Origin of the sequence: Bradyrhizobium sp. NBAIM18 (assembly GCF_020193825.1) — a bacterium.
Lineage (GTDB): Bacteria > Pseudomonadota > Alphaproteobacteria > Rhizobiales > Xanthobacteraceae > Bradyrhizobium > Bradyrhizobium yuanmingense.
Map to the genome: position 1 here is coordinate 292,472 of NZ_JADYVO010000003.1, position 13,209 is coordinate 305,680.

Annotated in this window: 7 protein-coding genes and 5 pseudogenes; 6 read left to right on the top strand and 6 right to left on the bottom strand. The window is 57.5% G+C overall.

Going from position 1 to position 13,209, the window contains the following annotated elements; all coding sequences use genetic code 11:
- Positions 1-21: 21 nt before the first annotated feature.
- Positions 22-381: pseudogene (locus tag I6F17_RS08890) on the bottom strand (transposase); the annotation flags it as partial.
- Between the two features lie 1,064 nt (positions 382-1,445).
- Here I6F17_RS08890 and I6F17_RS08895 point away from each other — a divergent pair.
- Both I6F17_RS08895 and I6F17_RS08900 read left to right on the top strand, forming a co-directional pair.
- A complete protein-coding gene (locus I6F17_RS08895) occupies positions 1,446-2,780 on the top strand; it encodes a DUF3422 domain-containing protein (protein WP_225126511.1) in 1,335 nt (444 codons plus the stop codon).
- Between the two features lie 308 nt (positions 2,781-3,088).
- Positions 3,089-3,352: pseudogene (locus I6F17_RS08900) on the top strand (transposase); the annotation flags it as partial.
- Positions 3,353-4,199: 847 nt separating this feature from the next.
- Here I6F17_RS08900 and I6F17_RS08905 read toward each other — a convergent pair.
- On the bottom strand, positions 4,200-6,164 hold the full coding sequence (locus I6F17_RS08905; protein ID WP_225126510.1) for a beta-L-arabinofuranosidase domain-containing protein: 1,965 nt from the start codon (positions 6,162-6,164) through the stop codon (positions 4,200-4,202).
- A gap of 993 nt (positions 6,165-7,157) precedes the next feature.
- On the opposite strand from I6F17_RS08905, the gene I6F17_RS08910 reads away from it, so the two are divergent.
- The 4 genes from I6F17_RS08910 (at position 7,158) to I6F17_RS08925 (ending at position 8,954) form a co-directional block, all read left to right on the top strand.
- On the top strand, positions 7,158-7,514 hold the full coding sequence (locus I6F17_RS08910) for an ATP-binding cassette domain-containing protein (protein WP_225190425.1): 357 nt from the start codon (positions 7,158-7,160) through the stop codon (positions 7,512-7,514).
- An 87-nt stretch (positions 7,515-7,601) separates the two neighbouring features.
- Positions 7,602-7,880 (top strand): hypothetical protein, encoded by a 279-nt coding sequence (locus I6F17_RS08915; RefSeq protein ID WP_225126505.1) that lies wholly within the window; start codon positions 7,602-7,604, stop codon positions 7,878-7,880.
- Entirely contained in the window at positions 7,823-8,377 is a 555-nt protein-coding gene (locus tag I6F17_RS08920; protein WP_225126503.1) for a hypothetical protein, read from the top strand. Before I6F17_RS08915 ends, I6F17_RS08920 begins: the two co-directional genes overlap by 58 nt.
- A 295-nt stretch (positions 8,378-8,672) precedes the next feature.
- Entirely contained in the window at positions 8,673-8,954 is a 282-nt protein-coding gene (locus tag I6F17_RS08925) for a hypothetical protein (RefSeq protein ID WP_225126501.1), read from the top strand.
- A 125-nt stretch (positions 8,955-9,079) separates the two neighbouring features.
- On the opposite strand, the pseudogene I6F17_RS08930 reads toward I6F17_RS08925, so the two are convergent.
- The 4 genes and pseudogenes from I6F17_RS08930 to I6F17_RS08945 all read right to left on the bottom strand — a co-directional run.
- Positions 9,080-9,405, bottom strand: a pseudogene (locus tag I6F17_RS08930) (transposase); the annotation flags it as partial.
- Between the two features lie 359 nt (positions 9,406-9,764).
- A complete protein-coding gene (locus tag I6F17_RS08935; RefSeq protein ID WP_225126499.1) occupies positions 9,765-12,140 on the bottom strand; it encodes a S9 family peptidase in 2,376 nt (791 codons plus the stop codon).
- 675 nt (positions 12,141-12,815) lie between these two features.
- Positions 12,816-12,932: pseudogene (locus tag I6F17_RS08940) on the bottom strand (IS481 family transposase); the annotation flags it as partial.
- Between the two features lie 52 nt (positions 12,933-12,984).
- Positions 12,985-13,122: pseudogene (locus I6F17_RS08945) on the bottom strand (ATP-binding protein); the annotation flags it as partial.
- Positions 13,123-13,209 lie beyond the last annotated feature (87 nt).

Here is a 13,209-nt window from a genome sequence, read left to right on the forward strand (position 1 = left end):
GAATCGCCGGACCACCGGCCAGCGCGGACCTTTGGTCCCTTCGCCGGACGTCGAGCGGTGCCAGGCCTTCTTGGGAAGGCTCTGCGCGATCGCGGAGGCGGTGCCGGCGACAGGCTGCTGCTTGCCCCAGGAACGAACACGTGATTGTAAGAACTCCAGATCATAGCCTTTTCCCGCCTTGCGCAGCAGGGTTTCGATCTCACCCGTGCCATACACGCTGTCCGCGGCCGCGAACGAGAACGGCACCTTTGCGGCGACGGCGCGAGCGACCATTCGACGCGCGATCTGCGGCTCCGTCGCAAAGCCCACATCGCTCGGGACATGCGCCGCTTTCAGGCGAGCGGGGTCGTCCGTCCATTCATTTGGCAGATAGAGCGCCCGGACTCGTTGTTGCCGGTCGTCTTGAAGGTGCCGATGGTCGCCATGGTAGTCCTCCTTGGCCTCTGTTTTCCGAGCCCGCACTTTGCGGCCTCGATGGTGATCGACAGGCCGGAGGCGATCGACGGCGCACCCCGCAGGGCCTCGACAGCAAAGGAGTAACTTTCTTGTTTCTCGAGGAATGACGGCGCAGGCGGCAGGGGATGAACGTTGTGACGCCTCTGTTGCGCCTTCGGCCAGATCCACCGATCGAAGAGGTCACTTCGTGCGCTCGATCCGAAACAGAGTTGACATCAACGAGAACGTGGCGATCCTCGCGTCCCGCAAAGACTGGCGAGAAACCGGATCTCGGCCGGATGGCTACGACGAATCAAAACCTCCGCGACCGCACTCGAGCAATACGCCCGCCAAGTCGAGTCGGCCGTACTTGTGATCCGCCGCTATTCGGTCGATCGCTCACGACATTCACCACGTATCTGCCTCACTGCGGTCGAGCCGCGGCGCTGCACTGCCCTGAATGTCACCTCAAAAAACGATGACGGCGTGCGCTCCGGCTACGTGATCACGTCAACCTCACGCGACGGAACGTTATCAGCCCATCGGCCAAGCCTTGCCCGCCTGGTCCGGGCGCGGTCAGTCGCCGCCTCTGCATGGGCAAATCCGTCCACAGCATGGCGTCTCACATAATGTAGCCGCTTGGCGAGAGATCACGGTGCGAAGCAGGCAATTTCCTGTGGCCTGCGCCCCGTACGCATCCTGTCAGAATACAAGCGCGCTTCATGTCTAAAACCTGCCTCCAACTGTCTTCGAAAGCCACATTGCGCCAAAGGACACGAGCATGCCCCTTCTACAGTGCTGGCCCAAATCCTGCACCGTCTCTCCGCGTCAGGGCGCGGCGGCAGCAAGATGGGAGTCGTGTTTGGGCCTCGATCTGTCAATCGACAATGTGGTTGCCGCACCGGAGGTCGCCTGTCTGCACCCCGCTGGCGGAACGGAGGACGCTCCTGCTTGCCACGGCCTCGCGCGGCTGACGGCTGCTTGCTCACCCTGAAGAGAGGCGTCAATATATGGTCGATGAATTGGATCTGCGAACCTTCACGCCACATCCGCAACGCGACGCCGTGCTCGGCGAAGTGCACGCGCGCCCTTTTACGCGCCTTGTTTCGCCATTCAGCGTGATCCACTTGGCTTTTCTTGCGCAGGGTGAGGCGGCCACAAGCGATCGCTGCCGCTTTATCGATTTTTGCCTCGAGCGCAATCTTCCGCCACCTGAGCAATCGGCGAAACTTCATCAGATTGTCATCGGGCCCGCTATGCTACGCTGGGAGCAGCATTCGGAATTCACAACATTCACCTGGATCTGGAGTAACACAAATGCTTCCACCGCAGACCGATTTGACAAAGTTGATGGTACCGTCCGATCGCTGATCCGCGCGTTGCGTCAGACCGGACAGTTGCTGGTCGCGATCAGGCTAGAAGTGGAGCAGGACGCCTCGCCGACCAGGCGCGCCGAACAGGTTTTTGACAAGAACAGCCTGGCCATGGTTGCCACAAAGAGCGGCGCAGGCGTTGCCGCCTCAGACTTCCGCGTAGACGAAAAAGGCTTTACGAAAATCCTCGTCTGCGACCTCGGATTGACGTCGCACGATCTCGGAGCGCTGGTGCAACGGCTCCTGGAGATCGAGACCTACCGTCCACTGGCGCTGCTTGGCCTGTCGGCGACCCTTGAGCTTGCACCTTCCGTTGATCGCATCGATCGCCGGCTTGTTGAGGCGCTCGAAAAAATGCAAAGCGGTGAGGGGCTGCAGTTCAACAACCATCTTCTTGCTGAGCTGACGGCGCTGGCCGCCTCCTTCGAAAAAGGCGCGACCGGCAGCCTGTTTCGCTTCGGCGCCAGCAGGGCCTACAACGAGCTGGTCCAATCGCGACTGTCCATCATTGAAGGCAACGATGTCTCGGGCTATCCAACCTGGTCGTCGTTTCTGGCGCGCCGCATGGCGCCCGCAATGCGAACCTGCGCGACCGTAGAGGATCGTCAGGCAGCTCTGTCGGTCAAGCTCGCGCGTGCCGCCGATCTGTTGCGAACCCGTGTCGACGTCGAAATCGAACGACAACATCGTGACCTGTTGCAGGCTATCAACGAGCGCGCGAGACAGCAACTTCGGCTGCAGTGCACGGTCGAAGGATTGTCGGTCGGGGCGATAGGATATTATGTGGTCAGCTTGTTTAGCTATCTTGCCAAGGGCGCGCATGACGTCGGACTGCGAGTAGAGCCCTCGTTCCTGACCGCAGCCTTCGTGCCGATCGCGGTCGGCGTGATCTGGCTCGTGAGTTACAATGTCCGAAAGCGACACTCAAGCACGACAACGCGCCCTCGGTTGCTTGCGACTGAAGCTCCTTAAGGGAATCGGTGCGTCCATCCTGCGAAGCTCGCATGGTCGGTGAGACGCCGCCGCAAGATCGCAGCCGGCTCCTGCGCAAGGTAATGCCCCGCCCGGACTAACCGGGCGAGGCATTTTTGGATCCGGTCAGTCGCCGTTGCGACGGCCGGGGCGGGACCAGATCAGCCACGAGACGCTGTTTACCTCGCTGGCCCAGGCCGGTCCATGTCGAAAGTGGCGAATACATGAATAGCTGCTTTGTGAGGAAGCGGTATCTCAAGCTGGTCCGCCAACTGGTTAACGCCGACATAAGCGCGAAGCGATATACCTTTGCGCGCGAGCCGCTGATGGCGTGGTGCGAGGACAACCACGTGGATTATCTGTTCGGGTTCGCCCGCAACACGCGGCTACTCGCCATGATCGCGGACGAACTGACGGCGGCCCAGGCTACGGCCGAGAGGACCGATCAACCCGCACGCCGCTTCAAGGACTTTCAGTGGAGCTTCAAAATGAACGCCTTCTGGGCGCCCGGAAACTTCGAGCCTTCATCGTTCTTCGCTCCTCCCGGCCGGGGAAATCGCGAAAAACTCTAACCAAAAATGGACCAGTTCGCCGGCGGCCTCAGATCACGTCGGTGAGCTATTTAAGGCTCTTGATAACGAGCGTGCCAGGACTTTGCGGTTTTCTGGAGTGTTCATCATCGTCGCGTGATTGCCCGGAATCGGTGTGGTATCAATGGCCGCTGCACTCAAAACCCTGTCCCAGCCTCGCATCGGCGAGCTCATCTCTGGAGCTATTGAGCTCTTGTCTAGTCGTGCGCGACAACTTACGGAAGAATCCGTCGCGTAAAACTGATGTACCTCAATTGGCAGCGACGGAGCCCGATATAGCTGCAGCGCCCTTTGAAACTGCTCAATTCTCTCGTACATCAAAGCATCATTGTGATCCGGAGGTATAGCTCCTATTTGATGAGCCTTCTCAAGTAATTGAGCAATTGAACTGTGCCGTGCAAAGCGCTTTAATAGTTTAAAGTGCTCGTCCTCAAGGGGTTCAAGAGTTTCCAGCACCACTTCGCATACCATCTGGGTGGGCTGCAGCGAGACCGAACTTTGGACCACCCAGAACTAGAGTTTTGCGCCTCTGCAGCGAGACCGAACTTTGGACCACCCAGAACTAGAGTTTTGCGCCTCTTGTCACGTTGGCGGGCTGGTTGCGCCGGGCCGCTCTCATCCCGATCGTCGCGCTATAAATCAGGTTCGCGCGCAGGGTTGAGGCGAAGATCACGATGACTCCTCACGCCTGGCCGTTCCCGCCTCTTCGGTCATTCACAACGAACATAGATTGCAAGATGTTTCTCATCGTAGGCGACCAACCATATCGCCTAGCGTCGGGACCTATATCTAAGTTCGACTCGTGGAAGCGTGATCCGCGCGTTCGGCGTCAATGCTCATTTATCCAAACCCGCATTTCGCCTTCGCCGCGGTTAGCCCAGCTGAACCACGGAATGAATGTCAGCCGCTGCGGTTCTAGCTGTCCAGGCACTTTGTCGTAGTGATAAAGCGCCGCTTCTTCAGAATGCGTGTGTTGCAACCGCGCCCCGTCGGCCTGCAGCACAATTTTGCCTTTAAAGAGGCCAGTTCCTTCCATGAGGGAAAACCGGCTGTCTGAGTGAAGCCAAACGTTGTGTAACTCGGTCCCGTTGTCGGCCTCCTCCAGACAATAAATTAAGGGGCCACGCTGGATGGCCACCTTGCCGGCCAAATTGCGAAGTTGTGGATGGCCGTATACCCGACGCACTTGCATCGGCAGCGATAATTTGACGCGATCTCCCTGCTGCCACGTTCGGCGAATGTGCAAATAGCCCTTGCGCGGCTCGCAATTCACAGGCTCGCCGTTCAGGCTCGCGTGCGGCGCGTTGCACCATTCTGGCAGGCGCAGGGCGAGCGTGTGGGCAGTTGGCGGCGCAGATTCGACGGCGATTTCCACCTCTTCTCTCCAGGGATAGCTGCCGCTTATGACCAACCGCAGCGCATGCCCGTCGACAGATATTGCTACCCTATTACCAACGTAGAGATTTACATAGAGCGCATCGGTGCTGGGCGTGTAGATGTAATGACCAATGGATGTGAAAAGGCGCGCGATGTTCGGTGGACAGCAGGCGCAACCAAACCAGCGTCGTCGCACCGGCGAGACGTGATTGTAGATACCATTAGACCTCAGCGTTTTGGGATGCACTTCGAGCGGGTTAACATAGAAATAGTGACGCCCGTCGAACGCGATACTGCCGAGAACGGTGTTGTAGAGCGCGCGCTCCATCACGTCGGCATAGCGACTGTCCAGTTCCATCTCCAGCATACGGCGCGCGAACATAATCAAGCCAATGGAGGCGCAACTTTCCGCGTACGCCGTATCATTCGGCAAATCGTAATCGCTGCTGAACGCTTCGCCGGCACCTTGCGAGCCGAGGGCTCCGGTAATATAGATCTGGCGCTGGACCATGTTTTGCCATAGCCGGAGGCAAGTTTGGCGCTGCTGCTCGTTCTGGCGCAGACGCGCGAGATGAGCTACCGCCGTCATGAGGTACACAAAACGAACCGCATGACCTGTTGCAGTCCGCTGCTCCGAAAGCGGCAGGTGCGCTTGGCTATACGCTTTGTTTTTTATCATCCAAGGCGTGCCGTCGGATTTCGGGACGCGGGATTGCTGGCGCTTCTCGTACTCAGTGTCGTAGAAGTGCGGCTCCGTGCCGCGTTGCTCCACGAAATAATTGGCTAGTGTGAGATATCGCCCCTCCTTTGTCGCTTCGTAGAGGCGTGCCAACGCAAGTTCGATTTCCGGATGGCCATCATAGCCGTGTAATTGATCACGCTCCGGACCAAAAACTGTGTCGATATGGTCAGCAAGCCTGCAAACGACTTCCAACAATCGCCGTTTGCCCGTCGCCTGGACGAACGCGACACCCGCTTCAATCAAGTGGCCGGCGCAATAGAGCTCGTGGCACTCCGCTAGGTTGGTCCAGCGCTCCTGAGGCGCGATTAGTATGAAATAGGTGTTGAGATAACCGTCGTCGCATTGGGCGGCCGCAATCAATTCAATCAGCTCATCGGCGGCTTTCTCCAGCTCTGGATTTGGTGCCTGGCATAGCGACCATGCAGCCGCCTCAAGCCATTTTGCGACGTCACTGTCCTGGAAAACCGCGCCACGGAACTCGCCGCTCGCACGTCCGGCGGCAAGGCGGAAGTTCTCTACCGCGTGGCTTGGTATCGCCTCGGGATCACGATCGTTCAGCACCTCCCATTGGTAGGGAATTGCCACGTCCCTGACCAGTTGCTGGCATTTCCCAATCAGCGGATCCGAAATCTCTAAGTCGTGAAGATCGACTTCCGCTACGTTCCGATCATTCATTCGTGCCTCCTTGAAGTCTGGCGAACGGACGCGCTAGCCTGGCAAGCCACCTCACCACGGATGCTTTGTTGGTTTAGGCCATGCGGCCGCACAATCGTATTCTCGTTGCAAGCGACTCCAACGACAGAAATGGAGAGGTTGCCGTACGGCATTGCACTCACGGAAATGTTGACGGCAGTCGCGTTCGAGGAGCGGGACAGCAATTCCCGTGCCGCGAATGAAGTACGGTTCTTTTGTCAACTAGATCTGCGGCTCCGAGCTAGGAGGCTGATACGATCGCCGGCACCGGATTTGCCAGTCGTGGTAAACTCCCGCGCTGCTGCGAGGCTGATCGATCCTGCTATACGAGCGGTTGGCTTTCGCTGGGTCAGATGATGGCCAATGGTACTCGGAGTGGCGAACTGATTCTAGGACCTCCACCTTGCGCGGGAATGTCCGGTTTATAACAATTCTTTTCATGACACTTAGAAGGTAGAACGGCGCCTATGGCAACCGGATTCAACGAGCCGTTGCTACGCGCGATCAAAGGAGAAACTAATCTGCTACTCCTAAGCATCGTCACGGGGCAAAGCGCAAGCTCAACTTGCCCGAAGGGCGCGGATGTTCGATCGGGAAAAGTAAGTTGTCGCGCGTATGCGCCTCCACCGAATAAGCCGCGACGGAGCGGCCCGAAGCTGTCGAGACCGGCTTGCTCGTCGGCTTCGGGTAGGACCGAGTATGAGTTAGAGGATATCTCTTGCGCATCGAGCTGCAGGTTGATTTGGCGCTGCAAGGCAGATAGCAGCCTGGGTAACCAAGAGCTGACTTGGATCTCCCAATTGTCAGCAATTCCCCATTGGTATGGACCGTTCCTCTCGAATGCCAAGAAGGTAAGTCTGGCGGAGGGCATTCGCTGGCGATTGAAGCCGACTCCGATCTTGCAGCCCTGGCCGATTCGGCCGTTATCGTCTCAACATTGAATAAGCGCTTCGACGCCCGGCCGTCCTGGCGGATCTGTCTCTCGAATTGCGGGCCGGCGAGTTCGTGGCGCTCCTGGGCCGCAGCGGTTCTGGAAAGAGCACCTTCTTGCGCGTGCTCGGCGCGCTCGACAAAGAAGTCGAAGGATACATCCGGGTCCAACGGCGCCGCGCCGTGGTGTTTCATGATCCACGGCTGATGCCGTGGCTGCCTGTCCTGTTTTTTGAGGCACGAGGAAAAGGGGATTGGGCCTACTTGCAACTTCTTGGTGGTAGCCTGCCTCGCCGGCTTCACGGCGACCACACCAGTGGCGTCTCAAGACAGGAAGGCGACGGACCTCGCAGCTCAACTCGCCGCGGCCGTTCCGCCTCGGACGCGACTTATCGTGGCTGAGCAGCAGAGCCAGGCATCCGCGGTCTGGGCGTTGTCCGGTGTAGACAAGTCACTGCCGTATGCCATCACTTTAATGGTGGTCCGGCCGTGCTCGAAGCTCTGATCTCCGGGGCGGTCGATATCGGCTGTATCGGCGAAGCGCCACTGCCGATCGCAGTCGGCGCAGGCGTCAAAGACCTCGTTGCGATTGGAATATATGCCAATCCGGGAAGCCCTGAGAACTACTACCTGGTGGCACAGCCGGACAGAGGCATCAAAGCGGTGGCCGAACTTAAAGGGAGGACGGTCCTCCGGGTTCTGGTCGTCACATGGTGCTGGCCGGCATTCTTCATGCCAACGGTCTTGACCTCGGTGCGTCATCAGTAAAGGGCGTGCCACTCGCCGGAACTGAACTCGCGCCGAGTTTCGTGTCCCGATCGGTGGATGCGGCGATCGTCGTCGGAGGTCAATATTTTCGGATCGGCAAGCCACCGATTATCGCCGATGGCCACGGACATAACTGGGGCGTCAACGTCATACTCACCCGGAAGGCCTTGCTTGATGACCCCGCGAAAACCGCCGCAATTGCTGACTTCGTGCGCCGCGCGGTTGCGTTCTACAACTGGCAAGGCGCAAACCCGGACGCGTGGATACGCGCCAGCTACGTTAAGCAGGAAGGCCTCACCTTCGAACAAGGCAAGTGGTTGGACGATGCTGCCGGACATGGCGCTACCCGATCGATGCGAAGTCCATCCAGGTCTTCCAGCAGATCTCGGACGGCTTGTTCGCCACCGGCGCGCTCAAACAGAGAATCGACATTGCGCCATATGTCGATGGCCGGTTCAACGCGATTATCGCCTGGCAGAACAACGCCGACGGCGTGACACCACGCCCTCGAGCAGCCGAAAGCCACTGAGAGGGTCGGTCAATGATCCGTGCCGCGCACCAACACGGACCGCACCGGGAAAATCCGCTGTCTGACTTCAGTCTCTCGAAGGCTATCGAACGAACCTACCTATCAAAGGAGCCACTATGGTTACGTCAACTCTTCAAAAGCCCACCTCGCCCTCCTGAAATACTCCGGCAGCGGCCCCGCGCAGTATTGCCGTTCATCCGCTCACCGGCCACATCGGCGCGGAAATCGGAGGTGTAAACCTGAAAGAGCCGCTGCACCCGCTCGTGCTCGAAGAACTGAAGGCCGCGCTTGACATCCAATTTTCTGCGGCATCGTCGCTTGTCGCCAAGGTGGCCGGTATCGACGCGGAGGTCGTTTATCTCTTCCGCTGGACTGCAGGCACGCGACTGGCGACCCGGAACACCTGCAGCGTGGCGATACTTGTCTTGCGACATACAGCGACGGGTGTTCGATTTTACTTCGTAGGAAGGATCACAACGGGCAACCTGTTCTCCCAGGCTTTGACAAACGCGAGGATCTCGTCCGCGGCGCTCCTGCGCGAATGAATGAGAATCGCGTCAACTCCCGCGTCTGCCTAAGCGTGAGCGCGCGATGGCTTCCTCCATGCTCTGCCCGGCGACCAACGCCTCAATCCCGGCTACAAGGACCAATTCATTGTCGACCGCATCCTTCACGGCGCGTAAGCGGAGAATTCATCTACATCGGCGAGCACATATCCTTCGCCAACAAACGAGTTTGCTGGAGGAATACTCAGTGGCAGATCAGATACTGCGAGCTTACGTGCCAAGGCGACTTTTGCGCGCTTAGAGCCTCGCCGGTCGGCGACGTCCTTCCCCCAGCGCTACGCTTTCAGAATCGCGTGATGTGCGATAGTAGAACGTTGGCGGCTTCAAACAATTCTGTACGCACTATCTCGTCGCTGCCCAGCGTAATCCTGCCCATGATGTCCTTTTCTCCCGATTGGTATATCTTTGGCGTGAGCCCAGACAGCGCGCCTGCCTCTTTGCCATCTTGTAGGCCTGGCACTCGCGCCCGCATAACTCAGTCGCTGCGCCCAGAGGAGAGGCGAACTTTTAGCATCGGCATGGCAGTCAACGAGCGGGAAGCTTTACGCCCTGCTCTCTGGTGGCCATGCGCGCGAGATCGACTCGTTCGTACGGGGCGTTAGATGCCATCGTCAACCTGACCTGGAAACGTGACGAGGAGAGACAGGCAGCATCAGTTTGTCACTGACGGCCCCTTCCGAACGGCTGTCAAGTCGCTGGAAGAGCAGCTACTTCGACAAACGATACTATTTCCCATTGGCAACCGCCGCCTACATGCGATGCTGATGGCCCAGGCGCCTCTATCTCCAGTCAGTTTGGCCGGTCTCGGCAGCCTTCAGCTGTTGACTCTTCGCACGATGATAGAGCCTCCTGGCTCTTTGGCTGGCCAATAGATGGGTCATTCCAATTAGGCGGCGTCTGTCTGAGGATATTCAAAACGAAAAAATCGAGGAGCTTGAGCAGACTGTAAGACCCGGGCGTTCCGTGATCCGCACCTGGCACCACAAGCATGTCGAAGTATTTTCCTGCTCGAATAAGCCGGTCAGCTAGTTGAAATGTAGAGGATGGATCGACATTGCGGTCCAGTTCGCCCACGATGAGCAGCAACTTGCCTTGCAATCTATGAGCGTTGTCGACCGAGGAAGACTGCGAATATTCAATACCGACCGGCCATCCCATCCACTGTTCGTTCCACCAGATCTTGTCCATACGATTATCGTAACAACCGCTATTGGCGACGGCCACCTTATAAAAATCGGAATGAAAGAGCAGTGCGCTCACCGCGTTTTGACCGCCGGCCGAGCCACCAAAAATGCCGACATTCGAGATGTCGTACCACGAAAACTCCGCGCTCGCCGCCTTGTGCCAAAGGATTCGGTCGGGAAAGCCAGCATCTCTCAGGTTTTTCCAGGCAACGTCGTGAAACGCACGCGACCGATTGTTCGTGCCCATTCCATCGATTTGAACGACGACAAATCCAAGCTGTGTGAGCGGCTCCACGACAGGCGAGAAAGACTTCGGAACGAAAGAACCGGTCGGGCCGGCGTAAATCTTTTCAATGACCGGATATCGGCGGCTTCGGTCGAAGTTGATCGGGAGATGAATAATCCCCCATATTTCGGTCTCGCCGTCCCGGCCCTTTGTATGGAACGTCAGTGGCGGCTGCCAGCCAGCGGCTACGAGCGCGGAAATATCGGTGCTCTCGACCTGCACGAGCTCCGAATTGTCAATGGTTCGGTACAACATTAGGCGCGGCGGGAGATCGCTGCGTGAGCATAAGTCTAGATAGTAGCGGCCGTCTGGCGAGAACTTGACGTGATGATTCGCCCTTTCGGGCGTGAGCGACGTCAGTCCCGTGCCATCGAAGTTGATGCGGTAGGCGTGGACGAAATACGGATCTTCCCCTTTATTCATTCCGCTTGCACTGAACCAAATCTGGCGCTTGATAGGATCTACGTAATGGACGGAACGGACTACCCAAGCTCCACGTGTGATCTGGTTTTTAAGCTCGCCAGTGTACCCATCGAACAGGTACAGATGCTCGTATCCATCGCGTTCTGAGGCCCAGATGATCTCCCGCCCGTCCTCAACGTCGTACCGGAAGGTCTTGCCAGTATTCGACTGGTTCATTCTTAGGGGCTGGTAATCGATGAACGTCTTGCTGCGCTCGTCGATCAGAGTTCGAACGGTGCCTGTGGCCGCCTCGACCTCGGCGAGCCGGTAAAGCTGATGGCCTCGCTCATTGTACTCGAAAGTGAATCCGCGGCTGTCCTTCCACCATCGGATGGGAGAGAGGTCATAGGGATTTGGGAACAACGCATTGTCGATTGCGATCTCGCGACGATCACCGACGTCGAAAAGCACCGGCTGTGGCAGTGCCAGAGCATCGCCGGGCTTCGGGTAAGTCATCGTCCAGTGTCTCGGTTGGCGCTGGTCGCGTGGGGATGATTCGATGTAATGAACCTCCCTCTTGTGGCCCGGACGGACGCGGTAAGCTGCGAGGCGACGCGAGTCTGGAGACCAACTCAGCGTCGAAAACGCGTAGTAGTTGCCTTCAGATCCGTCCCAAGTCAAACGAATCTCCTTCGAGCCCTCCTTGCTGAGCAGGAACAGGTTGTAATCCTTGGTATAGGCGAGCCATTTCCCGTCAGGCGACACGCTCGCCCTCTTAGGATCATTCTCCACAGGTGGCGTATCATCGTATGGGCTCTGCTGGTCGATTGTGGAAAGCTTTGTCTCGCTCGAGCACGCGTAGTTTATAAGTTCGCAGCTCCAAGCTGTATCCTCAATCTCAAAACTTATTCTGCCACCATCGTCAGCGAGCTCAAAACGGTCGAATGGCAGATTATCGGCATTAGCATCTTTGTGGCCCAAGCGATTCAGCGCAGAAGCTAGCTTCTTATGATCGAAAGCTGCCTGTTTTCTGCCGTTAGCAACATTCACGAGTACGAATTGGCGCTTGCCGTTGCTCGTCAATCGATAGGCGAACGACGCACCATCTGCGAGCCAGAACGGTACCTCCGGAGCATTGATCATCAGTCTGGCATGCTGATCGTTTATCGTGAGCGCTCGATTGTAATCGGAAGGACGCAGGACCTCGTTTTCTGCGTTGCCTTTGGACCCGTTCACGGCAGCCGCCTCCAGCTGAGCTAAGACAGCGACCATCAAAGCACCGATCTTATACATGATGCCGCGCTTATGCATGACTTGGTCGGCTGTCCTCATTGTGCGGGACACCGCCCGCATGTCGAACCTAACAGAAGCAGAAATCATGCCGGCGAGGCGCAATGTGTATCCGTCTGGTCTTTAGATGTAGATGTCGTCTAAATGACGTTGAGTGAACGCCAATGCGCCCCGTGTGTCTGAACTCGGACACGGTGAACCAGCGAGACTTCACTGCCAGTATACGATCGATCAGTCACGGATAACGCATCTTCAATCGCTATGATCCCGCCACTCTAGAGATTGGTCTAAAGCAATGAGGAAGATGCATTTGTCGAGCACGCACCTGCATCGATAGCCGAAACAAGAACGGCATGATGTTTGCCTCACCTGGGGGGGGAATCTTTCATCAACATGCTCATTCCTACCCTTCTCTAAGGACAGCGTCCGGAGGATTCAGCGCCAAACTCTGTTCGGAGAACTCTTTTGCTATCGCAAGGGGCTCGGCAGACCGGAAGTCGTAGTTGTCATTCGCCGGATTAAAGAGTTGGCGCAGCGCCCCTTCCCTCCACAGCTCGCAGTGTTTGTCGAGGCGCGTCCGAACAAATTGACTCGTAACCGGCAAACGGTCTGCAAGACGCGCACTTTTTCGAAGCAACGGATCCGCATGGAGCACGCGGAAGCTAAACTCACCCGGCATTAGGTGTTTAGTCCCGGCATCTGCTGGAGCGGATTGAGCTTGAATCGTTCTGGCTGGGATGTCCAGCATTTGCAGATGTATTCGTAGGGCGTGAGGCCCTTCAGGGTCTTCATCCGCCAGATAACCGCGCTCGACTAGAGCGATCGAACATGAATGAGGCGGTTGGCCTTACGGCGCGCGTGCGAGTACTTCCACTCGACCGAATGGCGCGGTGCGCCTGCGATAGCTCTCGATGTCCACCTCAACGATGGTGGGTTGGTGAACGAGGCGATCGATGGCGGCGAGCGTCATGGTGGGGTCGCCGAAACAAAAGTCCCCCTATTCGTAAGCGGGTCGTGTCTCACGTCACGATCACGGACCCGCATCATTTTCTGTTTGAGCACCGGCTGAAGT

What these genes read in the sequence shown, in the direction of transcription:
- I6F17_RS08905 (WP_225126510.1), bottom strand. Translation starts at nt 6,164, where the DNA reads ATGAATGATCGGAACGTAGCGGAAGTCGATCTTCACGACTTAGAGATT.
- I6F17_RS08935 (WP_225126499.1), bottom strand. Translation starts at nt 12,140, where the DNA reads ATGTATAAGATCGGTGCTTTGATGGTCGCTGTCTTAGCTCAGCTGGAG.
- I6F17_RS08895 (WP_225126511.1), top strand. Translation starts at nt 1,446, where the DNA reads ATGGTCGATGAATTGGATCTGCGAACCTTCACGCCACATCCGCAACGC.
- I6F17_RS08920 (WP_225126503.1), top strand. Translation starts at nt 7,823, where the DNA reads ATGGTGCTGGCCGGCATTCTTCATGCCAACGGTCTTGACCTCGGTGCG.